Raw genomic sequence first — 21,181 nt, forward strand, 5'->3', positions numbered from 1 at the left:
CCGAGGCATAGGGGAAGGGTCCCCGCGCCGCCGGGGCAGCGCAACAGGCGAAGGTCCCGGTCCGGGGCCCCATGGGCACCGCTCCCCATCGAGCCCGCGGCCCGTCTGTGGGTAAGGTCCGTGCGGAACCCCTCCCCGAACCACCGGAGCACTCATGCGTCCCGCCCGTACCGCCGCCCGCCTGACCGTCGCCGCCGCGCTCGCGCTCGGCCTCACCGCGTGCACCGTCGCCGTCGACGGCGGGGACGCCCCGAAGACGTCCGCCCCCGAGGAGACGACGACGGAGGAGTCCGCGCCCGCCGAGGACGCCGAGGAGACCGACGACGCGGCGGCGGAGACCGGCTCCGACGGCGAGCTCCCCGACTGGGCCAACCCCGTCGCGACGCCGGGCGAGCAGATCTCGACGTTCAACGTCGGCGACGTGCGCGTCGACGTCTACCAGGTGGGCGTCACGCAGGCCTCGAAGGACGGCCTGTTCGTCGACCCGGACACCAACCAGCCGCTCATCGCCGCGGGCGACGACATCGTCTTCATCAACTACGTCATCACGAACGAGGGCGACCCGATCGACCTCGGCTCGAGCCTCGTGAGCATCGACGAGCGCTACGACGACTGGCCGTACATGCAGGGCATGGACACGATCGTCGACGACGCGCTGTACGAGGCGCAGGGCGTGCACGACGACGCGATGCACAACCAGGCGTACCGCGAGCCGTCGGTGTACCCGTTCGCGACGGGCCAGTCGTACTCGTACGCGACGAACTTCCGCTACCAGCCCGGCTCGCCGATCACGTTCGACGCCGTGATCACGCCCGTGGACGCGGAGGGCGAGCTCCTGCACGACGAGCGCATCGAGGGCGAGGGCACCGGCACGATCTCCTGACGCCGCCCGCGCCTGCCGCGAGAGCCCCGGCCCCGACGGACCGGGGCTCTCGTGCGCTCAGCGCCGGGTCAGGTCCTCGTACTCCGGGTGCCGCTCGACGTACGCGCGGATGAAGGGGCACAGCGCGACGACGCGCTCACCCGACTCCCGCACGCTGTCGAGCGCGCCGGCGGCGAGCGCGGACCCGACGCCGCGCCCCTCGAACGCGGGGTCGACCTCGGTGTGCGTGAAGATCACCGCGCCCGGCTCCCGCACGTAGGCGGCGAAGCCGGCGACGACGCCGTCGTCGGTGCGGGCCTCGAAGCGGTCGCCCTCGTCGGTGACGGTGACGGTGGGCGTGCGGGGTGCGGGGCTGTCGGTCATGCCGCCATCGTCGTCGGCCCGGCGCCCCCGGACAACCACGGCGCGACCCCTGAGACGGCGGTCACGTCGGGCGTGGCGACACGGATTCGCTACCGGCCGGACGGCTTCCGGGTGCGACACTGGGACGGTGGTCCAGGATTCCCCGTCGCGCGCTGACGACCCCGAGAACCCCGAGCACCGGCGGGACGACCTGACGACCGAGGGGACGACGTCGGGCACCGCGCCCGACGCCGAGGTCCGGGCCTCCCGCAACCCCTACCGCGCCGTGCTCACGCTGCCCGGCGCGTGGCGGTTCTCCGCCGCGGCGCTCGTCGCGCGCCTGCCGATGTCGATGGTCGGCATCGGCACGATCCTCATGATCCAGGGCATCTACGGCGAGTACGCGCTCGCGGGACGCGTCGCGGCCGCGCTCGTCGTGGCGCAGGCGGTCGTGTCGCCGCAGATCGCGCGCCTCGTGGACCGCACGGGGCAGCGCGTCGTCATGCTGCCGCTGCTCGCCGCCGCGACGCTCGGGCTCGGCGGGCTCATCCTGTGCGCCGTGCTCCGCGCGCCCGAGTGGACGCTCTACGTGTTCGCCGCCGTCTCCGGCGCGACGCAGGGGTCGTACGGCTCGATGGTCCGCGCGCGCTGGACGCACGTCGTGCCCGACGCGCGGCGCCTGCACACCGCGTACTCGCTCGAGTCCGCGCTCGACGAGCTCGTGTTCGTCGTCGGGCCCGTGCTCGCGACCGTGCTCGCCACGAGCGTGTCGCCGTCGGCGGGCCTGATCGTCCCCCTGGTCGCGGCCGTCGTGGGCGGGCTGTGGTTCCTGTCCCAGCGCGCGACCGAGCCGCCCGTCGTCGTGCCCGAGGCCGGCGTCAAGCAGCGCTCGGCCATGCGGTCGACGGGGATGGTCGTGCTCGCCGTGATCTTCGTGGCGATGGGCATCGTGTTCGGCGCGACCGACGTCTCGACCATCGCGTTCGCCGAGGAGGAGGGCCAGAAGGGCGCCGCCGGCGTCATCCTCGCCGTGTTCGCCCTGGGGTCGCTCATCTCCGGCCTCGTCTACGGCGCCCGCCACTGGGTGTCCCCGCTGTGGCGCCGGTTCGTCATCGGGATCGTCGCGCTCGCCGCGGGCGTCTCGCTGTTCTTCTTCGTCACGTCGATCCCCGTCCTCGCGGCGGTCATGTTCGTCACCGGGTTCGCCATCGCGCCGACGCTCATCAACGGCAACAACCTCGTGCAGAACCTCGTGGCCCCGACCCAGCTGACCGAGGGCCTCGCGTGGGTCGGGACGTCGCTCGGCGTCGGGGTGTCGATCGGGTCGTCCGTCGCCGGGTCGCGCATCGACGCGGGCGGCGCGCACGCCGGGTTCGAGGTCGTCGTCGCGGCGGCCGCGCTCGCCGTCGTGCTGGTGCTCGTGGCCCTGCGGTCGCTGCGACGCAGCGCCGACCGCGAGGACGTCACGGACGGCACGCCGGCCCACTGACGGGGGCGCCGGATCGCGCCCGGGGAGCATCGACCGGATATCGGTCCGGCCGCGGCCGGCGTGACGCTCAGGCCGGGTCGGCGCCCGAGAGGTGGGCCCGCTCGCCCTCCTGGTCGAAGATCGTGAGGATCTCGACCGGGCCGTCGTGCGCGCCGAACGAGTGCGGCACCATCGTCGAGAACTCCGCCGCCTGGCCCTCCTGGACGAGGATCCGGCGGTCCGCGAGGTAGACGACGGCCGTCCCGGACAGCACGGTGAACCACTCGTGCCCCGGGTGGACGCGCTGGTGCTCCGGCCCGACGGCGCGCTCGGGCGTGAGGCGCATCTTCGCGACCATCGTCCCGGTCCGCTCGCGCGACAGCAGCCACGTGGTCTCCCCCGGGCGGCGCTGCGGCTCGGGCCGGATCACGACGTCCTCGTCGTCGACGGGCTCGACGAGCTGGTCGAGGGTCGTACCGAGCGCGCGGGCGATCGGCACGAGCTGGTCGAGAGCGATGCGCCGGTGCCCGGTCTCGATCCGGCTGAGCGTGGACGGGCTGAGGAAGCAGCGCGCGGCGAGCGCGTCGAGCGTCCAGCCGCGCGCGAGCCGCAGCCCGCGGATGCGCTGCCGCACGACGGCGTCGAGGTCCGGTTCTTGCGTCATGAGCAAGATCCTATGCTCAGCACGCACGGCCGTCCTACGGTGGAGTCATGGACCTCCCCGCCCCCGGGCGCCACGCGCCCACCCCCGACGCCGCCGAGGACTCCCCGCACCGCGCCGGTCACGCCTCCGGGCACGTCCACGAGCACGGGCACGCCCCCGGCGACGCGCCCGGGCACGGGCACACCCACGCCCACGGCCCGCACGACGGCGCCGGGCTGGCCGAGCTGCTCGAGCTCGACGCGCTCGTGTTCGAGGATCTCCTCGACGAGGCCGTCGCGGTCGCCGTCGGGCACGCCCCGGCCCCGACGCGCGCCGTCGTCGACCTCGGCGCGGGGACCGGCACCGGCACCCGGGCGCTCGCGCGGGCGTTCCCGGAGGCCGAGGTCGCCGCCGTCGACGCGGACGCCGCGATGCTCGACCGCCTGCGCGCCCGGCTCGCCGGGACCGGTCTCGCGGACCGCGTGCGCACCGTCGAGGCCGACCTCGACGCCGGGTGGCCGCCCGTCGGCGTCGCGGACGTCGTGTGGGCGTCGGCCTCGCTGCACCACGTCGCCGACCCGGCGCGCGTCCTGCACGACGCCCGCGACGCGCTCACCCCGGGCGGCCTGCTCGTCGTCGTCGAGATGACCGCGACGTCGCCCGTCCTGCCCGACGGCGCGGACCACACCGACCTCGCCGCGCACCTCGAGAGCGCCATGGCGCACGCCGGCTGGAACCGCTACCCCGACTGGACCCCGTACCTGACCGACGCCGGGCTGGAGGTGGTGGACCGGCGCGAGCCAAGCGCCGTCGTGCCGCCGGGGCCGGACACGTCCCGCTGGGCGCACGCCACCGCGCTGCGCCAGCGCGAGCACCTGGCGGACCAGCTGGAGCCCGCCGACCTCGCCGCGCTCGACGCCGTGCTCGCCGCGACCGCGCCCGGCACCACCGACCACACCGTCCGCGCCCGGGGCGGCCGCGTCGTCTGGGCCGCCCGCCGCCCCCGCTGAGTGCATCGAACAGTCGCCGTCCGGGCCGATCCCCGCGACTGTTTCACGCACTCAGCGGTGGACCCCCGTCCCCTGCCGAGGAGAGTCATGGACACCACCACCGAGAAGAACGCCCCCTACGACGTCGCGATCGTCGGCGGCGGGCCCGCCGGGCTGAGCGCGGCGGTGACGCTCGCGCGGTCGCTGCGGTCCGTCGTCGTGCTCGACGCCGGCGAGCCCCGCAACGCGCCCGCGGAGGGCGCGCACAACCTGCTCGGGCGCGAGGGCGTGCCGCCGCGCGAGCTGCTCGCCACCGGCCGCGCCGAGGCCGAGGGTTACGGCGCCGAGGTCCGCGACGCGCGCGTCGCCCGCGCCGACGGCGACGTCGGGTCCGGCTTCACGCTCACGCTCGACGACGGCGGGACGGTCCGCGCGCGCCGCGTGCTGCTCGCGACCGGCCTCGTCGACGAGCTGCCCGACGTCCCCGGGGTCCGCGAGGGCTGGGGGTCGAGCGTGCTGCACTGCCCGTTCTGCCACGGGTGGGAGGTGCGCGGCGAGCGGATCGCGGTGCTCGCGACCGGGCCCGCCGCGGCGCACCAGGTGCTGCTGTTCCGCCAGCTCACCCCGCACGTCACGCTGTTCCAGCACACCGCCCCCGAGCCCGACGACGCCACGTGGGAACAGCTCTCGGCGCTCGGCGTGCGCGTGGTCGAGGGGCAGGTCGCGTGGCTCGACGTCGACGGCCGGTCCGTGCGGTCGGTCGTGCTCGCCGACGGGACGTCGTTCCCGGTGGACGCGGTCGTCGTCGGGCCGCGGTTCGTCGCGCGCGGCGAGCTGTTCGAGCAGCTCGGCGGGACGCTCGAGGAGCAGCCCCTCGGGCGGTTCGTGCCCGCCGACCCGCGCGGCCAGACCGCCGTCCCGGGCGTGTGGGCCGCAGGCAACTCGAGCGACCTCATGGCGCAGGTCGGCGCGTCGGCGGCGGCCGGGGTCATGGCCGGCGCGGGGATCCACGGGGAGCTCGCGCAGGCCGACGCGGCGGCGGCCGTCGCGCGCCGCCGGACGCCGTTCGCGGCGCACGCCGAGCCCGCAATCTGAGGGGGCGACCCCAGGCACCCGGGCCGGGCTCGCGGTCGAGAGCGACCGCGCGCCCGGCCGCGCGGAGGGTGACGCACGAGACGCCCGCTCGCGCTGCGCGGCCGGGCGGCCCGTCGCACGATGGAGGACGACCCCAGCCCACCGTGGAGGTACGTCATGCCGTTCGGAATCGGTCGCTCCCCGCAGGACAAGCGCAACCGCACGGTCGCCGACCTGCTCGTCGCGCAGCTCATCGAGGCGGGGGTGCGCCGGATCTACGGCATCGTCGGCGACAGCCTCAATCCCGTGGTGGACGCCGTGCACCGGTCCAACGCGGGCGAGAACGCAGGCAAGGGGATCGAGTGGATCCACGTGCGCCACGAGGAGGCCGCCGCGTTCGCCGCGGCTGCCGAGGCCGAGGTCACGGGCAGCCTCGCGGTGTGCGCGGGGTCGTGCGGGCCGGGGAACCTCCACCTCATCAACGGCCTGTACGACGCCAACCGGTCGCGCGTGCCGGTGCTCGCCATCGCGAGCCACATCCCGAGCAAGCAGATCGGCACCGGGTTCTTCCAGGAGACCCACCCCGACCGCCTGTTCACCGAGTGCTCCGTCTACTCGGAGATGATCTCGAGCGCCGAGCAGGCGCCGCGCGTCATCAACTCCGCGATCCACCACGCGTACGGCGCCCGCGGCGTCTCCGTCCTCACGCTCCCGGGCGACGTCGCCGACCTCGACGCCCCGGCCGCCGTGCCCGACGTCGCGTGCCGGCCCGCTCCCCCGCGCGTCGTCCCCGACACGACCGCCGTCCAGCAGCTCGCGGACGCGATCGACGCCGCGAAGAAGGTCACGATCTTCGCCGGCGCGGGGGTGCGCGGCGCGCACGACGACGTGATCGCGCTCGCCGACAAGATCGCCGCGCCCGTGGGCCACTCGCTGCGCGGCAAGGAGTTCATCCAGTACGACAACCCGTTCGACGTCGGCATGTCCGGCCTCCTCGGCTACGGCGCCGCGTTCGACGCCATGCACGACTGCGACCTCCTCGTGCTGCTCGGCACCGACTTCCCGTACGACCAGTTCCTCCCGGAGTCGGTCCGTACGGCGCAGGTCGACGTCGACCCGACCCACCTCGGGCGGCGCACGCGCCTCGACCTCGCCGTCGTGGGCGACGTCGGCGAGACGGTGCGCGCGCTCCTGCCGCTCGTGAAGAAGGCGCGGTCCCGCAAGTTCCTCGACTCGATGGTCGCCAAGCACGAGAAGGCGATGACCGGCGTCGTCGGGGCGTACACGAAGAAGGTCGAGCGCACGACGCCGATCCACCCCGAGTTCGTCGCCGACACGCTCGACCAGGTCGCCGCCGACGACGCGGTGTTCACCGTCGACACGGGCATGTGCAACGTGTGGGCCGCGCGGTACATCACGCCCAACGGGAAGCGCCGCGTCATCGGGTCGTTCATCCACGGCTCGATGGCCAACGCGCTCCCCCACGCCATCGGCGCCGCCGCCGCTGGGCGCGAAGGGGGCCGCGAACGCCAGGTCGTCGCCATGGCCGGCGACGGCGGCCTCTCGATGCTGCTCGGCGAGCTCGTGACGCTCAAGCACTACGACCTGCCGGTCAAGGTCGTCCTGTTCGACAACGCGAGCCTCGGCATGGTGCGCCTCGAGATGCTCGTCGACGGCCTGCCGATGTTCGGCACCGAGTCGCCGCACGTGGACTACGCCGCGGTCGCGAACGCGATCGGCATCCCGGCCGTGCGCGTCGAGAAGCCGAAGGACCTGCGCCGCGCCCTCCAGGAGGCGCTGAACCGGCCGGGGCCGGCGCTCGTCGACGTCGTCACCGACCCCCGGGCACTCTCGATCCCGCCGAACATCACCGCGGGCCAGGTCCGCGGGTTCGCGGTCGCGATGAGCAAGGAGGTCCTCGGCGGCGGCATGGGCGAGGTCGTCTCGATGGCCCGCGCCAACCTGCGCAACGTGCCCCGCCCGTGACCGACGAGCCCACCCTCGCCGACGTCCGCGACACCGCCCGGGAGGTCTTCGGCTACCGCGACCTGCGCCCCGGGCAGCGCGAGGCGATCACCGCGCTCCTCGACGGCCGCGACGTCCTGCTCGTGCTGCCCACGGGGGCCGGCAAGTCCGCGGTCTACCAGCTCCCCGGCCTCGAGCTGCCCGGGCCGACGCTCGTCGTCTCGCCGCTCATCGCGCTCCAGCAGGACCAGGTGCGCTCCCTGCTCGAGCTCGGCGACGACGACGCGCGGGCCGCCGCCGTGAGCTCGGCCGTGCCCGCGTCCGAGCGCCGCGCCGCGCTCGAGGCCGCCGCCGCGGGCGAGCTGGAGTTCCTCTTCCTCTCGCCCGAGCAGCTCGCCAACGAGGAGGTGCTCGACGCCGTCCGCGCGGCCCGGCCCAGCCTCGTCGCGGTCGACGAGGCGCACTGCGTCTCGACCTGGGGGCACGACTTCCGGCCCGAGTACCTGCGCGTCGGCGAGCGCCTCGACACGCTCGACCCGCGACCGCCCGTGCTCGCGCTCACCGCGACGGCGTCCCCGCCCGTGCGCGAGGACGTCGCCGAGCGCCTGCACCTGCGCGACGCCGCGGTGATCGTCCGCGGGTTCGCCCGCCCGGGGATCGCGCTGGAGGTCGTGCGCACGGTCGAGGCGGCGGACAAGGACCGCGCGGTCGTCGAGCGGGTGCGCGCGGAGGCCGAGCACGGCGTGGGGATCGTCTACGTGGGCACGCGACGTCGCACGACCGAGGTCGCCGACGCGCTCGCGGAGGCGGGCCTGCGCACCGCGGCCTACCACGGCGGGCTGCGGCGGGCCGAGCGCGACGAGGCCCAGCGGCGGTTCACGGACGACGAGGTGGACGTCGTGGTCGCGACGTCCGCGTTCGGCATGGGCATCGACAAGCCGGACGTGCGGTTCGTCGTCCACGCGGACGTCCCCGGTTCCCCGGACTCCTACTACCAGGAGGTCGGCCGCGCGGGCCGCGACGGCGAGCCCGCCGTCGCGGTGCTCTTCTACCGGCCGGAGGACCTGGGCCTCCAGCGCTACTTCGCGGTCGGCGTGCCCGACCGCGACGACCTCCGCGAGGTCGCGCGCGCCCTGGGCCGGGGCGGCCCGGCGTCGGGCTCGTCGTCGTCAGGAGGGCGGGCGCGGCTGCCGCGGCGTCTCGCACGCCTGCGCGCGCTCGTGGAGGACGCGCGGGCGCTCGCCGGCGAGGACGCGCGCCCGGGTGCGGTGGCCGACGTCGCGCACGAGCTCGCGGAGGCCCGGCGCCGGGTCGACGACTCGCGCCTGCAGATGATGCGCGCGTACGCCGAGACCCCGCAGTGCCGCCGCCAGTTCCTGCTCGCCTACCTCGGCGAGGAGCTGCCCGAGCCGTGCGGGCGCTGCGACAGCTGCTGGGCCGGGACCGCGGAGGAGAGGGCCGCCGACGACGCGTCCGCGCCGTGGTCGACGGGCACGACGGTGCGTCACCCGGAGTTCGGCGAGGGGACCGTCATGGGCTACGAGGGCGACGACCGCGTGACGGTGCTCTTCGAGACCCACGGGTACCGGACCCTGAGCCTCGACGCGGTGACGGACCAGGGCCTGCTCACGGCGTCCTGACCCGCGGCCGGTGGCCGGCGCGGGCGCGCGTCCGGCGCCGCCTGCCCGGGCGGTAGCATCGCCGCGTGCTCACCAGGACGACGGTCACGGACGACCAGCTCGCGGCGCTCGTGGCGCCGCTCGGCGACGCGCTGCGGTCCGAGCCGCTGAGCGGCGGGATGTTCGCGAGCGTCTTCGCGGTCGACCTCGCCCCGCGGCCGGGCGCGACGCCCGACGACGTCCCGGGCCGCGTCGTCGTCAAGGTCACGGGCGCCGACACGTCCCGGCTCCTGCGCTACGAGCACGGCATCCCCGGCACCGAGGCGGCGGCATACCGGGCCGCCCACGCCGCGGGCCTGCCCGTCCCGCAGGTGCTGCACGCCGACCTGACGCGCGAGCACGTGGACGGCGACGCGCTCGTCGTGACGTTCCTCGACGGGACCCTGTGGAGCGCGCGCGAGGCCGACGCGGCGGAGTCCGCCGCCGTCCGCCGCGGGCTCGGGTCGTTCATGGCGCGGCTGCACCGGATCGCGGGCGACCGGTTCGGCTACCCGGCCCCCGCGTCGGACCTCGCCGCGGCGACCTGGCCCGACGCGGTCGTGCGCATGGTCGACGCCGTGCTCGACGACGCGCGCACGTGGGGGGTCGAGCTCCCGGAGGCCCGGGTGCGCGACGCCGTCGCCCGGCACCGCGAGGTCCTCGCCCGCGTCGAGGTCCCCCGGCTCGTGCACGCGGACCTGTGGCCGGGGAACGTGCTGCTCGCGCCGGACACCCCGCGGATCGTCGGCGTGCTCGACGCCGAGCGGTCGCTCTGGGGCGACCCGCTGTTCGAGCTCGCGGGCGCCGACCAGCTCGGTGCCGGGCCCGTCGACGCGGACCTCCTCGCGGGCTACGCCGCCGAGGGCGGCGACCTGGGCCTCGGCGACGGCACGCCCGGCAGCGGCGACCCCGCCGCGTGGACGCGCCTGCGCCTGTACCGCACCTACCTGTCGTGCCTCCTCGCGGTCGAGGTGGTGCCGCGGGGCTACGAGGGCGACTGGGTCGAGGGGTACGCCGGCACGGCCCGCGCCAACCTGCTGCGGATGCTGGACGAGCTGGGCGTCTGAGACTCCCCCGTGGGGAGTCCTCCCCATGTGACGTACCCCCGGATCGCCCCACGGCACGGTCGGGTCACGGTAAGGTGTGCGTACGTTCACGACAACTCCACACGCCACTCCCGCGCCGTGGCCACCCGTCCGAGGGGACCTCGCATGATCGCGTTCATCGTCATCGGCATCGCCGGACTCGCCCTCCTGCTCCTCTCGCTGCTCGTCGGCGAGATCGTCGACCTGGGTGACGGCGCGGTGTCCGGGACGACGCTCGGCGTCGGTGGCGTGGTGTTCGGCGCCGTCGGCGTGATCGTGGCCTCCAACGACCTGCCGACCTGGCTCGCGTACGTCGGGTCCCTCGTCGTGGCGCTCGTCGTCATGGTCCTCGTCCAGCTGCTGGTCAAGAACCTGCGCGCGTCGGAGGACGGCGTCCCCGTGTCCCTCGTGGGCGTCCAGGGCACCGCGACCACCGCGATCGACCCCGCGCGCGGCGAGGTCTCGCTCGACGCGGCGCACGAGCTCGAGCGCCGCCTCGCGTGGTCCGACGAACCGATCCCGGAAGGCGCGCGCGTCGTCGTGCTCGAGCAGTCCGGGAGCCGCGTGCGCGTCCAGCGGCACTACCCCAACGACTGAGGTCCGACGGACCAGACCACGACGCCCCGCGCGTCGTCCCGTGGGTGCTGCGCACCCGCACGACTGCCGCACGTCCTGACCTGCCCGCACCCACGGAAGGAGACGCGCCCCGGCGCGGACCATGTTCGACGACACGAACCTCATCACGACCCTGGCGATCGTCGCCCTGGTCATCGCGTTCTTCGCGGTGGTCATCTTCATCAGCAAGCGCATCCGCCGCGTCCCGCCGAACGAGGCCCTGGTCATCGTGGGCCGCGGCGCGGGCCGCAAGGAGGCCGGGGGCAGCGGGCAGAAGGTCGTCGTCGGCGGCCGCACGTTCGTCTGGCCGATCCTCCAGCAGGGCTTCTCCATCTCGCTCGAGCAGCGCCAGATCGGCATCACGGTCGAGGGCGTGGACAAGAACCGCATCAAGATCGCCATCAAGGCGTCGATCAACTTCAAGGTGCGGGGCGACGAGGAGGGCGTGCGCCGCGCGGCCCAGCGCTTCCTCTCCCAGCAGGGCACGCTCACCGAGATCATCAAGGAGTCCCTCGAGGGCTCGCTGCGCTCCATCGTCGGCGACATGACGATCGAGCAGATCATCTCCGACCGCAAGGGCCTGTCCGACCGCGTCGTCGAGTCCACGAAGGCCGACCTCTCGGAGCAGGGCCTCCAGGTCGACCTGCTCAACATCTCCGACATCTCGACGCCGGGGTCGGACTACCTCGCGAACCTCGGGCGCGCCGAGTCGGCCCGCGCCCGCCAGGTCGCCGAGGTCTCCGAGGCCGAGGCGCAGCGCGCCTCGGAGTTCGCCGTCATCGAGGCGGCCGAGCAGATCGCCGAGCGCCAGAAGGCCCTCGACCTCAAGCGCGCCGCGATCAAGGCCGACACCGACCGCGCCAACGCCGAGGCCGAGGCCGCGGGCCAGCTCGCGCGCGCCGAGCAGGACCGCCTCGTCGCGCAGCAGGAGCGCGAGGCGCTCGCCGAGCAGGCGCGCGTGACGCAGGAGCGCCTAGACATCGAGGTCCGCAAGCCCGCCGAGGCCAAGGCGTACGCGGAGGTCCAGGAGGCCAACGCGCGTCGTGACGCCGCGAACGCCGCCACCGAGGCCGACGCGTACAAGCGCACCGTCATCGCCGAGGCGAACAAGACCGCGGCCATCCAGGACGCCGAGGCGTCCGCGCAGGCCGTGCGTCGTGCCGGTGAGGCCGAGCGCGACCGCCAGGTCGCCCTCGCGGCCGGTATCCGGGCCGAGGGCGAGGCCCGCGCCGCGGCGATCGAGGCCGAGGGTCGCGCCGAGGCGGCGGCGACCGACGCCAAGGCCGACGCGCTGCAGAAGTACGGCGAGGCGGCGCTCGTCCAGGAGCTCATCGAGCGCCTGCCCGAGATCGTGCGGGCCGCGGCCGAGCCGATCGGCAACATCCAGGGCATGACCGTCGTCTCGACCGACGGCGCGTCCGCGCTCACGAAGAACGTCGCGTCCGTCCTGGGCGAGGGCCAGGGCGTCATCAAGCAGCTCACCGGCGTCGACATCAACCAGCTCATCGCCAACCTCGCGGGCACGCAGCTCGCGGGCTCGGGCGACGCGCCGACCAACGGCACGTCGCACTGACCCACCCCGCCGAGCATGCGGCCGTGGCCCGTCCGGACCTCCGGGCGGGCCACGGCCGTCTGGTGGGCGGGCCGGTCGGCGGGCGGGGCGTGAGGCAGGTCAGGCCCAGCCGAGGCGGCCGAACGCGTTGAGCGCGAGCAGCACGCCCAGCGCCCCGAGCACCCAGCCCGTCATGTCCGTCGCGTTCTTCGTGAGCCACCGGTCGAGACGGTGCAGCACCGGGTCGACCGCACGCGCCGCGACGAGCCGGCCGAGCAGCAGCAGGAGCGCGGGAGCGACCATGACGACGCAGTACGCGGCGAGGATCGCAGCGTTCCCGGGCCAGCCGACGTCCGACGTCGTGACGATCCCGATCGCGGCGAGGTACGGCAGCATCGTCCCCACCTCGATCGCGACGGCACCGAGGGCCAGCCCCATGAGCGGCAGCACCGACGAGCGCGTCCGGACCACCCCGGTCCCGACGGCGTCCGCCTCGATCCCGAGCGCACGCTCGCGCCACCGCGAGAGCCTCCCCGGACGCGGGGGCGCCGACGGCGCCCCTGGCCCGGCGGTCCCGGCACCGGCACCGGTCCACGGGCTGGGCCCCACGGCGTCGGGCCGGCCGGCGGCGGACGGGGCGGCGTCGGACTGCGCGGCCTTGCGCGCCGCGCGCTTGCTGTCGAACCGGAAGCTCAGCGCGAACAGCCCGATGCCCAGGAGCAGCTGCACGATCGCGGCGGCGCGTGTGTCGAGCGCGTCGCCGAACCGGTCGAGGAACGCGCCCGCGCCGAGCAGCACGACGATCCCGACGGCGAGGTAGAACCCCGCCACCGTGCCGAGGTACACGAGCACGCGCCCCGCACGCAGCCGCCCGGGCGCGAGCAGGAGCCACACGGGGATGAGCAGCGTGCCGAAGCTCGTGGAGTCGATGAGCGCCAGCACGACGAGCACGCCGGCCATCGCGGCCAGGCCGAGGCCCGGACCGCCGACGGCGTCGAGGTCGAGGGGGAGGTCCATGGCCCGAGCCTCCCGTCCGGGCGCGCGCGCGTCGTCCGGCGAACGACCGACCCGCGCGCCGCACCGCGGGCCGCGGAGGAGCGAGACGGGCGCAGTTCCGGGGAGCGGGCGCGGGCGTCGTACACCGTTCGACCGATCCGCTGCCCGGCGGGCTGTGCTGGGATGGGGGCGTGAGCACGCACGACGGCGGGACGCAGGACGCGCGCGCCACCGCGCCCGGGCGGGCGGGGCGCTGGCGCGCGCTGACCGGTTCCCTCCGCGGAGTGTGGCGCATCGAGGACCGGCGCAACGACCTGTTCTCCGCCGTGACGACGTTCGTCCTCGGGTGGGTGCTGCTCGAGGTCGGGCTCGTCGGCATCGTCCGCGCGTCGTTCGTCGTGGAGCCCCCGCACGCCTGGTGGCGCGTCGCGCTGCTCGGCGTCGGGTGCCTCCTCATCCTCGTCAAGCGCGCGCACCCGATCCTCGCGCTCCTCGGCGGGGTCGTCGTCACCGCCGTCGACCTGCGGTGGGGCGGGAGCCTCGCCCTCATGCTCGTCCTGTGGGACCTGCTCTACGCCGCGGCGCTCTGGTCGCGGCCCCGGGCGCGCGCGTGGCTCTGGGGCGTCGCGGCGACGGTCGTGGCGGTGGGCGCCGTCGGGGCGGGCGAGGCCACGCGGGACGTGCGGGAGTTCGTGTACATGGGGCTCCAGCTCAGCGCGCTGCTCCTCGTGCCGATGTGGTGGGCCACCAACGTGCGCACCACGAGCGAGCTCGCCGAGGTCGCGAGCGAGCGCGCCGACCTCGCCGCGCGCGAGGCCGAGGCGTCGGCCCGCACGGCCGACCTGGAGCGCCAGCGCGCGAGCGACCTCGAGCGCATCGCGCAGCTCGACCGGCACGAGGCCGTCCGCGCGGAGCGGGCCGCGATGGCGCGCGACCTGCACGACGTCATCGCGTCGCACCTGTCGACCATCGCCATCCACTCCGGCGCCGCGCTCGCCCTCCCGCCCGACGCCGCGAAGGACCGCGCCGCGCTCGAGCAGGTGCGCGCGAGCGCCGTCGCGTCGCTCGACGAGATGCGGTCCATGATCCTGCTGCTGCGCACGGAGGGGCGACGCGAGGACGGCGGTGCGTCCGACGCCGTCGTCGCCCCCGGCCGCCTCGCCGGACTCGACACGCTCCTCGCCGCCGCACGCGCGACGACGACCGTCACGCTCCACGACCCGGACGGTGTCGCCGCGTCGCCCCTGCCCGCGGCGGCGGACCAGGCGCTGTTCCGCATCGCGCAGGAGGCCGTGACGAACGCGCTCAAGCACGCGCCCGGCGCCCCGGTCGTCGTCGAGCTCTCCCGGCACGGGGCGGCCGTCGTGCTGGAGGTGCGCGACGACGGCGCCCCCGGCTCCGGGACGGTCGAGGCGCCGCTGAGCGCCGGCACCGGCCTGCTCACGATGCGTGAGCGCGCCGACGGTCTCGGCGGCACGTGCAGCGCCGGCCCGCTGCCCGCGGGCGGGTGGTCCGTGCGCGCCGAGATCCCCGTGGCCGGGCTGCCCGTCGAGAGGCAGGACGCGTGACGCGACGACCGGTCCGGGTGCTCCTCGCCGACGACCACGCCGCCATCCGGGCGGGCCTGCGCCTCCTGCTCGACGCCGCGCCCGACGTCGAGGTGGTCGGCGAGGCCGCGGACGGCACCGCCGCGGTCACGAACGCCCGGGCGCTCCGGCCCGACGTCGTGCTCATGGACCTGCGGATGCCGGGCGTCGACGGCATCGAGGCGACACGCGTCATCACCGGCGAGCGCCTCGCCGAGGTCCTCGTGCTCACGACGTTCGACCTCGACGAGTACGTGGACGGGGCGCTGCGCGCCGGGGCCGCGGGGTTCCTGCTCAAGTCCGCCGAGCCCGCCGCGCTGATCGACGCCGTGCGGCGCGTCGCCGACGGAGACGGCGTCCTCGCACCCGAGGTCACCCGCCGGCTCCTCGCCGCGTTCGCGCGCGACCCCGTGCCCGACGCCGCCCCCCGGCCCCACTCGGGATCGCGCCCGGGCGGCGCGGACGGTCCCGGGGACCCCGCGGCGTCGGGCGGCGGGGGCGTCGTCGACGACCGGCCCGACCCGCGGCTCGCCGACCTCACGCCGCGCGAGGTCGACGTGCTCGCGGCGCTCGGCCGGGGCCTGTCCAACCAGGGCATCGCGACCGACCTCTACATCACCGAGGCCACGGCCAAGACGCACGTCTCACGCGTGCTCGCGAAGCTGGGCGTCGCGACCCGCATGCAGGCGGCGATCGTCGCGCGGGACTCCGGCCTCGCCTGACCGCCCCTTGCACCCGACCGCCAACCACGCGCCCGACGCCCGCCCGAGCACGGGGTTACCGACCGGAACCCGCCCGATCCGGTCGCCGACCCCGTGCTCGACGGGTGGGCGGGGGCGGGGCGTGGGCGGCGGGCCGGGGTCGGCGCCGGGGCGGGGCAGGCGAGGGGTCGGGTCGTCAGGGCTGGTCAGGCCGGGGCCAGGTCCGGGCTCTGCACGACGAGGGCGGCGTGCCGGGCGCCCGCCCGCATCGCCTCCTCGACGCCTGCACCGCGCAGGTGCGCGTCGAGGAACCCGGCGAAGAAGCCGTCACCGGCGCCGTTCGTGTCGACGACGTGCGGCACGGGCTGTGCCGGGACCTCGACGAAGCCGCCCTCCGGCGTGAGCGCGACCGCGCCGCGCGAGCCGTGCGTGCAGACCACCAGGCGCGCGCCCGCCGCGACCCGGGCGGCCATGAAACCGCGCCAGTCGTCGAGCCGGTCCCCGCTGAGGAACACGTGCGTGCCCGCGTCGACCCAGGGCCGGTGGAAGGCGGACTCGCCGTCGTAGTCGTGCAGGTCGACCCAGACGTCGCGGCCTCGGGCCACCGCGAGGTCGAGCACCGGGAGGGCGGGCAGTGCCAGGTCGACGACGACGGCCCGCGCCACGTCGAGCGCGGCGACCGTGGCGTCCCATGCCTCGCCCTGGGCCGGGACCTCGCCCGGTGCGCGCAGGTAGACCGAGACGCGGCCGCCGCCGTCGTCCATGAGGTTGAGGTGGCTCTCGGTGCGGCCGTCGGGCGAGGGCTCCGCGAGCACCCGCACGCCCGCGCTCTCGAGAAGGGACCGGACGCGCGCGCCGTCGTCGTCCGCCCCGAGCACGGTGCGCAGGAGCACCGACCGGCCGAGGCGCGCGAGGTTGAGCGCCTTGCCCGCGGACGTGCCGCCGACCGTGTGCCGGTGCGACCGCGCGAACACGGTGTGGGGCGTGGGAGCGGGCAGCTCGTCGAGCTGGACGAGGAGGTTCCACGACGCCGGCCCGGCCACGAGGACCTCGGCCTGCGGGGCCGCCATCAGTCCGTCACCGTGATGCCGAGGCTGTGGGCGAACGTCGCGGCCAGGCGGGCGAGCTGCATCGAGTCGATGGTCGAGCCGCGCAGCGACTCGATGCCGCCGAGCTCGTCGATCTCGGCACCGCGCAGGTCCACGTGGGCGAGCGTGGCGCCCTGCACGTCGAGCCGGCGCACGCGCGTGCCCTCGAACGCGACGCGCAGCGCGTCGGACGCGACGAGGTCGAGCTCGTCGATCGTGCAGTCGGTGAACACCACGTCGCGCAGCGACGCGCCGCGCAGGTTGACGAACCCGAGCTTGCACCCGACGAACCGCACCCCGGCCCACGACGACTCGTAGAGCTCGGCGGACCCGAGGCGCGCGCCCCGCACCTCGACCTCGCGCCACCGGCCGCGCGTCCCGCGCACCACCGGGACGTCGAGGCGCCCCAGCATGACCTCCGTGAGCGTCACCGCCCCCAGGTCGGCCTCGTCGGCGCGCACCTGGTCGAGCCGCGTGGAGAACACGGTCGCGCCGTGCAGGTCGAGCCGGTCGAGACGGAGGTCCGTGATCTCGAACCCCTCGAGATCGGCCTCCGCCTCGAGGTCGTAGGCGTCGCCGGGCTGGAGGTCGTCCAGGACGACCGGGTCGATCGCGGGTGGTTCGGTCGTCGGCTTCTTCGGGGGCACGCCCCGAGCCTAGGAGTCTCCACCGACGCCCTGCGCCGCGGGCGTCCGCGCCTTGACGACCTCGAAGATCGCCGTCCAGCCGTCCCGCCCGTGCCCGGCGGCGAGCGTGCGCTCGTAGTGCGACAGCACGGCGCGCGGCAGCACGTCGTCGACTCCCAGCTCCTCGCTCGCTCCGAGGACGTGCGCCGCGGTCGCGCCCATCATCGTCGCGGTGCTGAGGTGGCCCGGGTGGACGCCGGTCTCGAACTCCGCGCCCGGCGGGCCGTCGCCCGCGATCATCGCGGGCGTCTCGACGAGCGTCCGCAGCGCCTCCGGGACGAAGTTCGTGGGTGCGACCCCGGCCGCCTGCGCGAGCGCGGCCGCGTGCGCGACGCCCGACAGCGCGGTGAGGAACACGTCGAGCTGCGCCTGGTACAGGAGCTGCGCGAGCCCCGGGTCATCGCCGAGGTAGCGGGGTGCGCCCAGCAGCGCGAGCGTGGTCTCGTGCGCACGGAACGCCGCCTCCGGACCGCTGTAGTACACGTACGCGTCGGCGCCCCCGACACCTGGTGGGGGCGTCATGACGCCGCCCGTGACGAGCGTCGCGCCGTGCTCGTCCGCCCACCGGGCCGCGGTGCGGGTCTCTCCGGGGGTGCCCGAGCCGAGGTTGACGACCGTCCGACCGCGCAGGACCTCCGTCGCGGCGTCCAGGACGTCGTGCATCGCGGCGTAGTCCGTCAGGCTCAGCAGGACGAGGTCGCTCGCCGCCACGGCCTGGGCCGCCGTCGTGGCGAGGACCGCGCCTTCGGCCACGAGCGCGTCGGCGCGCGCCGGCGTCCGGTTCCACAGGGTGACGGGGTGGCCCGCGGCGAGCAGCGTGCGGACCATCGCCTGGCCCATCGGGCCCAGGCCGATCAGGGTGACGGGGGCGGGTGTGCTCATCGTGCTCCTCCTGCGGTGACGGTGCCGACGGGGGTGCGGACCGGGTCTCGGAGGCTCTCGACGGCGCGCGCGAAGCCGTCGGCGCCGTGGCCTGCCTCGATCTGACGGCGGACCAGCGCCTGGACGGCGGCGACGACGTCGGTCGCGAGCCCGGCCTCCGCGCTCGCCCGGACCATGTCGGACAGGTCCGAGAACTCGAGGCTCTGCTGGCCGGGGCCCGCGTAGTCACGGCGATCGATGACGTCGGCGTAGCCGGCGAGCTCCGACGTCATCGCCGCGATCCAGGGCGCGGCACGGCGTGCGAAGTCGCGCGCGCTCACACCCGCCGTCCCCACCATCGCGACGCCGTGGAAGAAGCCCGCGAACATCGCGTACATGCCCGCGAGCAGCGCCAGGTCGTAGAGCGGCGCGAGGCCCGGGTCCTCGCCGAACCACGTGCTCGCGCCCCACGTGTCGAGCACGGGGCGGGAGTCGTCGAACGCCGCGCGCGACCCGCTGTACAGGATCTCGGCCCCCGCCCCGCCGATCATGCCGGGGACGGCCATGATGCCGCCGTCCAGGTAGGCCGCCCCGTGGGAGCCCGCCCACGCGGCGAGCTCGCGCGACTCCTCGGGCGTCGTCGTCACGAGGTTGACGAGCGTCCGGCCCGCGAGCTCCTCCGCCACCGGGTCCAGCGTCTGGTGCACCGACGCGTGGTCGAGGAGGACCGCGACGACGAGCGGCGAGGCGGTGACTGCGTCGCGCACCGACGCCGCCTCGCGCGCGCCGGCCGCGACGAGCACGTCCGCACGTCCGGGCGTGCGGTTCCACACCGTGGTGGGGTGACCGACGGCGACGGTCCCGGCGGCGAGGGCGCGGCCCATCGCCCCGAGGCCGAGCACGGTGACGGGCCGCGTGACGGCTGCTGGGGCGGGTGACTGGTCGGGCATCGTTCCTCCGGGTCGGGTCGTGGGTCCTGGGGCGGCCGGCGGCGCGGCGTGCCCTCGCGGTCCACCCTCCCCGGCGTGCGGTCCCCCGGGAAGAACGCACTTCGAGGTGGGGTTCTCACCTCTGGGTGAGCGTGCAGGTCAGGGCGTCCCCCGGAACGGAACGGGTCTGCGACGAAGGAGCGAACGATGACGACGACGGTCCGCACCTCCCCCGGCACGGGGACGCCCACCGGCACGTCCACCGGCACCGCGCGGCGCGGGCCCTACGTCTGCGGGCTCGACGCCGCGATGGACGTCGTGAGCGGGAAGTGGAAGTCGCTCATCCTCTGGGAGCTCGAGGACCACGGCGTGCGCCGGTACGCCGCGCTCAAGCGCAGCCTGCCCGGGGTGAGCGACAAGGTGCTCGCGCAGCAGCTCCGCGAGATGGAGGCGGACGGCTTGCTCGTGCGCGAGGTGTTCCCGGAGGTGCCGCCGCGCGTCGAGTACTCCCTCACCGAGCACGGCAGCACGCTCAACGCGGCGCTCGAGTCCCTCGGGGACTGGGGTCGTGACCGCATCGAGCGGATCGGCGCCGCACGCCTCGGCTGAGCCGGGGCCTCAGGGCTCCGGGTGCAGGGCGTCGTAGCGCCAGAACCGGCGCTGGGCCCGCACGACGAGCCACAGCACGACGACGCACGCGACACCGCCCGCGACGGCGGCCCACGCCTCCCCCACCCAGGTGGCCTGCGCCCCGAGGACGAGCTCGCCGAGGCGGGGCCCGCCCGCGACGACGACGATGAACACGCCCTGGAGGCGGCCGCGCATGTCGTCGGGCGTCGCGGTCTGGAGGATCGTCTGGCGGAACACCGCGCTCACGGCGTCGGACGCGCCCGCGAGCGCCAGCGCGACGCTCGCCGCGACGACGCCGCCCACGAGGACGGTCGTCGGGGTGGTCGCGCCCACGCCGAGGAGCACGACGCCGAACAGCACGATCGACAGCCCGTAGGCCGTGATCGCCCACACGATGACGCGGCCCTGCCACCGCACGCGCGACAGGCCCCCGGAGAACACGCCCGCGAGCACCGCCCCGACGGCGAACGCCGCGGTGAGGACGCCCGTCGTCGCCTCGCCGCCCCCGAGGAACACGACCCCGGCGGCGGGCAGGAGCACGCGCGGCGAGGCGAGCACCATCGCGGCGAGGTCGACGAGGAACGTCGTGCGGACGTTGGGCTGGGTCGCGAGGTACCGCAGGCCGTCGACGACGGACCGCCACCCCACGACGCGGCGCCGGCGCCCCGCGGGGGCGGCGGCGACCGCGGCCGGGGCGCCGGGCCCGGCGGGCAGAGGCGGGATGTCGGGGAGCCGCCACACGGCCCACAGCGCGGCCGTGAACAGGACGGCGTCGATCGTGTATGCGACCTGGTAGCCCCACAGCGCGACGAGGAACGCGCCGCCCAGCGGGCCGACGGTGAGCGCGACGTTCCACGCGATCGTCTGGAGCGCGTTCGCCGCGGGCAGGAGCCGCGGCTCGACGAGGCGCGGGATGATCGCGGAGCGCGCCGGGTTGTTGATCGCGAACGCCGCGGACTGCGCCGCGACGAGCGCGTAGAGCACCCCGACCGAGTTCAGGTGCAGCCACGCCTGGACGGCGATGAGCGCGGTGACCACCCACAGCGCCGTCGAGGCCGCGAGCGCGACCTTGCGGCGGTCGTACGCGTCGACGAGCGCGCCGCCGTAGAGCCCGAGCACCACCAGCGGGACGAGCGCGCAGAGGCCGAGCACGCCGACCGCGAGCGACGAGCCCGTGAGCGCGTACACCTGCAGGCCGACGGCGACGACCGTGAGCTGCGAGCCGAGGTTGGAGATGCCGAGCCCCCACCACAGGCGGCGGAACGGCGGGGAGATGCGCAGCGGGGTCGTGTCGGCGAGAAGACCGTTGACTCGAGCCACGACCGCCGAGCCTACGTCAGCCCGCAGGCCGCGCGGGCAGACCGGCCGCGCGGGCCGGCCGGGCGCGGGACGCTCGGGAGTCGACGGTGGCATCCTGGGCGATCCCTGCG

General features: G+C 75.5%; 20 protein-coding genes. 12 read left to right on the plus strand and 8 right to left on the minus strand.

Annotation, left to right across the window (positions count from 1 at the left end):
• Positions 1-154: 154 nt before the first annotated feature.
• On the plus strand, positions 155-883 hold the full coding sequence (locus GWJ10_RS06805; RefSeq protein WP_061266991.1) for a hypothetical protein: 729 nt from the start codon (positions 155-157) through the stop codon (positions 881-883).
• Between the two features lie 57 nt (positions 884-940).
• On the opposite strand, the gene GWJ10_RS06810 is transcribed toward GWJ10_RS06805, so the two are convergent.
• Entirely contained in the window at positions 941-1,246 is a 306-nt protein-coding gene (locus GWJ10_RS06810) for a GNAT family N-acetyltransferase (RefSeq protein WP_061266992.1), read from the minus strand.
• A 265-nt stretch (positions 1,247-1,511) separates the two neighbouring features.
• Between GWJ10_RS06810 and GWJ10_RS06815 the strand changes: the two genes are divergently transcribed.
• Positions 1,512-2,714, plus strand: coding sequence for an MFS transporter (locus tag GWJ10_RS06815; RefSeq protein WP_241005720.1), 1,203 nt, complete (start codon positions 1,512-1,514; stop codon positions 2,712-2,714).
• 67 nt (positions 2,715-2,781) lie between these two features.
• On the opposite strand, the gene GWJ10_RS06820 is transcribed toward GWJ10_RS06815, so the two are convergent.
• Positions 2,782-3,357 (minus strand): helix-turn-helix transcriptional regulator, encoded by a 576-nt coding sequence (locus tag GWJ10_RS06820; RefSeq protein WP_009861301.1) that lies wholly within the window; start codon positions 3,355-3,357, stop codon positions 2,782-2,784.
• Positions 3,358-3,404: 47 nt separating this feature from the next.
• On the opposite strand from GWJ10_RS06820, the gene GWJ10_RS06825 reads away from it, so the two are divergent.
• From GWJ10_RS06825 to GWJ10_RS06855, 7 genes are all read left to right on the plus strand, one after another.
• On the plus strand, positions 3,405-4,346 hold the full coding sequence (locus GWJ10_RS06825) for a class I SAM-dependent methyltransferase (protein ID WP_163186418.1): 942 nt from the start codon (positions 3,405-3,407) through the stop codon (positions 4,344-4,346).
• 87 nt (positions 4,347-4,433) lie between these two features.
• Complete coding sequence (locus GWJ10_RS06830) at positions 4,434-5,420, plus strand: NAD(P)/FAD-dependent oxidoreductase (RefSeq protein WP_163186420.1); 987 nt, start codon at positions 4,434-4,436, stop codon at positions 5,418-5,420.
• 156 nt (positions 5,421-5,576) lie between these two features.
• Positions 5,577-7,385: a pyruvate dehydrogenase gene (locus GWJ10_RS06835; protein ID WP_163186422.1), complete on the plus strand. Its 1,809-nt coding sequence runs from the start codon at positions 5,577-5,579 to the stop codon at positions 7,383-7,385.
• On the plus strand, positions 7,382-9,004 hold the full coding sequence (locus GWJ10_RS06840) for an ATP-dependent DNA helicase RecQ (RefSeq protein WP_163186424.1): 1,623 nt from the start codon (positions 7,382-7,384) through the stop codon (positions 9,002-9,004). The genes GWJ10_RS06835 and GWJ10_RS06840 overlap by 4 nt, the downstream gene beginning before the upstream one ends.
• 65 nt (positions 9,005-9,069) lie before the next feature.
• Positions 9,070-10,089 carry an aminoglycoside phosphotransferase family protein gene (locus GWJ10_RS06845; RefSeq protein WP_163186426.1) on the plus strand — a complete coding sequence of 340 codons (1,020 nt, stop codon included), beginning with the start codon at positions 9,070-9,072 and terminating at the stop codon, positions 10,087-10,089.
• A gap of 144 nt (positions 10,090-10,233) precedes the next feature.
• On the plus strand, positions 10,234-10,704 hold the full coding sequence (locus GWJ10_RS06850; RefSeq protein ID WP_021482495.1) for an NfeD family protein: 471 nt from the start codon (positions 10,234-10,236) through the stop codon (positions 10,702-10,704).
• Between the two features lie 121 nt (positions 10,705-10,825).
• Positions 10,826-12,295 (plus strand): flotillin family protein, encoded by a 1,470-nt coding sequence (locus GWJ10_RS06855; RefSeq protein WP_034652746.1) that lies wholly within the window; start codon positions 10,826-10,828, stop codon positions 12,293-12,295.
• A 99-nt stretch (positions 12,296-12,394) separates the two neighbouring features.
• On the opposite strand, the gene GWJ10_RS06860 is transcribed toward GWJ10_RS06855, so the two are convergent.
• Positions 12,395-13,291 (minus strand): GAP family protein, encoded by an 897-nt coding sequence (locus GWJ10_RS06860; protein WP_076403802.1) that lies wholly within the window; start codon positions 13,289-13,291, stop codon positions 12,395-12,397.
• A gap of 170 nt (positions 13,292-13,461) precedes the next feature.
• Here GWJ10_RS06860 and GWJ10_RS06865 point away from each other — a divergent pair, with 170 nt between their 5' ends.
• Together GWJ10_RS06865 and GWJ10_RS06870 are read left to right on the plus strand one after the other, a co-directional pair.
• A complete protein-coding gene (locus tag GWJ10_RS06865; protein ID WP_061266999.1) occupies positions 13,462-14,838 on the plus strand; it encodes a sensor histidine kinase in 1,377 nt (458 codons plus the stop codon).
• Positions 14,835-15,578, plus strand: coding sequence for a response regulator transcription factor (locus GWJ10_RS06870; protein WP_061267000.1), 744 nt, complete (start codon positions 14,835-14,837; stop codon positions 15,576-15,578). The genes GWJ10_RS06865 and GWJ10_RS06870 overlap by 4 nt, the downstream gene beginning before the upstream one ends.
• A gap of 185 nt (positions 15,579-15,763) precedes the next feature.
• Here the strand turns inward: GWJ10_RS06870 and GWJ10_RS06875 are convergent, their stop codons facing one another.
• The 4 genes from GWJ10_RS06875 to GWJ10_RS06890 are packed head-to-tail and all read right to left on the minus strand — an operon-like array spanning position 15,764 to position 19,142.
• Complete coding sequence (locus GWJ10_RS06875) at positions 15,764-16,627, minus strand: carbohydrate kinase family protein (RefSeq protein ID WP_061267001.1); 864 nt, start codon at positions 16,625-16,627, stop codon at positions 15,764-15,766.
• Positions 16,627-17,292 (minus strand): pentapeptide repeat-containing protein, encoded by a 666-nt coding sequence (locus tag GWJ10_RS19795; RefSeq protein ID WP_241005700.1) that lies wholly within the window; start codon positions 17,290-17,292, stop codon positions 16,627-16,629. The genes GWJ10_RS06875 and GWJ10_RS19795 overlap by 1 nt, the downstream gene beginning before the upstream one ends.
• A gap of 9 nt (positions 17,293-17,301) precedes the next feature.
• Positions 17,302-18,213: an NAD(P)-binding domain-containing protein gene (locus tag GWJ10_RS06885; RefSeq protein ID WP_163186428.1), complete on the minus strand. Its 912-nt coding sequence runs from the start codon at positions 18,211-18,213 to the stop codon at positions 17,302-17,304.
• Positions 18,210-19,142 carry an NAD(P)-binding domain-containing protein gene (locus GWJ10_RS06890; protein ID WP_163186430.1) on the minus strand — a complete coding sequence of 311 codons (933 nt, stop codon included), beginning with the start codon at positions 19,140-19,142 and terminating at the stop codon, positions 18,210-18,212. Before GWJ10_RS06890 ends, GWJ10_RS06885 begins: the two co-directional genes overlap by 4 nt.
• A gap of 186 nt (positions 19,143-19,328) precedes the next feature.
• Between GWJ10_RS06890 and GWJ10_RS06895 the strand changes: the two genes are divergently transcribed.
• Positions 19,329-19,730: a helix-turn-helix domain-containing protein gene (locus GWJ10_RS06895; RefSeq protein ID WP_082774275.1), complete on the plus strand. Its 402-nt coding sequence runs from the start codon at positions 19,329-19,331 to the stop codon at positions 19,728-19,730.
• Positions 19,731-19,739: 9 nt separating this feature from the next.
• Here the strand turns inward: GWJ10_RS06895 and GWJ10_RS06900 are convergent, their stop codons facing one another.
• A complete protein-coding gene (locus GWJ10_RS06900) occupies positions 19,740-21,071 on the minus strand; it encodes an MFS transporter (protein ID WP_086149366.1) in 1,332 nt (443 codons plus the stop codon).
• Positions 21,072-21,181 lie beyond the last annotated feature (110 nt).

It is taken from the genome of Cellulosimicrobium sp. SL-1, from assembly GCF_011033075.1.
Classification (GTDB): Bacteria; Actinomycetota; Actinomycetes; order Actinomycetales; family Cellulomonadaceae; genus Cellulosimicrobium; species Cellulosimicrobium funkei.

Excerpts from the sequence above, each read along its gene's own strand:
- GWJ10_RS06805 (WP_061266991.1), top strand. The coding sequence starts at position 155 with ATGCGTCCCGCCCGTACCGCCGCCCGCCTGACCGTCGCCGCCGCGCTC.
- GWJ10_RS06810 (WP_061266992.1), bottom strand. The coding sequence starts at position 1,246 with ATGACCGACAGCCCCGCACCCCGCACGCCCACCGTCACCGTCACCGAC.
- GWJ10_RS06820 (WP_009861301.1), bottom strand. The coding sequence starts at position 3,357 with ATGACGCAAGAACCGGACCTCGACGCCGTCGTGCGGCAGCGCATCCGC.
- GWJ10_RS06825 (WP_163186418.1), top strand. The coding sequence starts at position 3,405 with ATGGACCTCCCCGCCCCCGGGCGCCACGCGCCCACCCCCGACGCCGCC.
- GWJ10_RS06830 (WP_163186420.1), top strand. The coding sequence starts at position 4,434 with ATGGACACCACCACCGAGAAGAACGCCCCCTACGACGTCGCGATCGTC.
- GWJ10_RS06835 (WP_163186422.1), top strand. The coding sequence starts at position 5,577 with ATGCCGTTCGGAATCGGTCGCTCCCCGCAGGACAAGCGCAACCGCACG.
- GWJ10_RS06850 (WP_021482495.1), top strand. The coding sequence starts at position 10,234 with ATGATCGCGTTCATCGTCATCGGCATCGCCGGACTCGCCCTCCTGCTC.
- GWJ10_RS06855 (WP_034652746.1), top strand. The coding sequence starts at position 10,826 with ATGTTCGACGACACGAACCTCATCACGACCCTGGCGATCGTCGCCCTG.
- GWJ10_RS06860 (WP_076403802.1), bottom strand. The coding sequence starts at position 13,291 with ATGGACCTCCCCCTCGACCTCGACGCCGTCGGCGGTCCGGGCCTCGGC.
- GWJ10_RS06875 (WP_061267001.1), bottom strand. The coding sequence starts at position 16,627 with ATGGCGGCCCCGCAGGCCGAGGTCCTCGTGGCCGGGCCGGCGTCGTGG.
- GWJ10_RS06885 (WP_163186428.1), bottom strand. The coding sequence starts at position 18,213 with ATGAGCACACCCGCCCCCGTCACCCTGATCGGCCTGGGCCCGATGGGC.
- GWJ10_RS06890 (WP_163186430.1), bottom strand. The coding sequence starts at position 19,142 with ATGCCCGACCAGTCACCCGCCCCAGCAGCCGTCACGCGGCCCGTCACC.
- GWJ10_RS06895 (WP_082774275.1), top strand. The coding sequence starts at position 19,329 with ATGACGACGACGGTCCGCACCTCCCCCGGCACGGGGACGCCCACCGGC.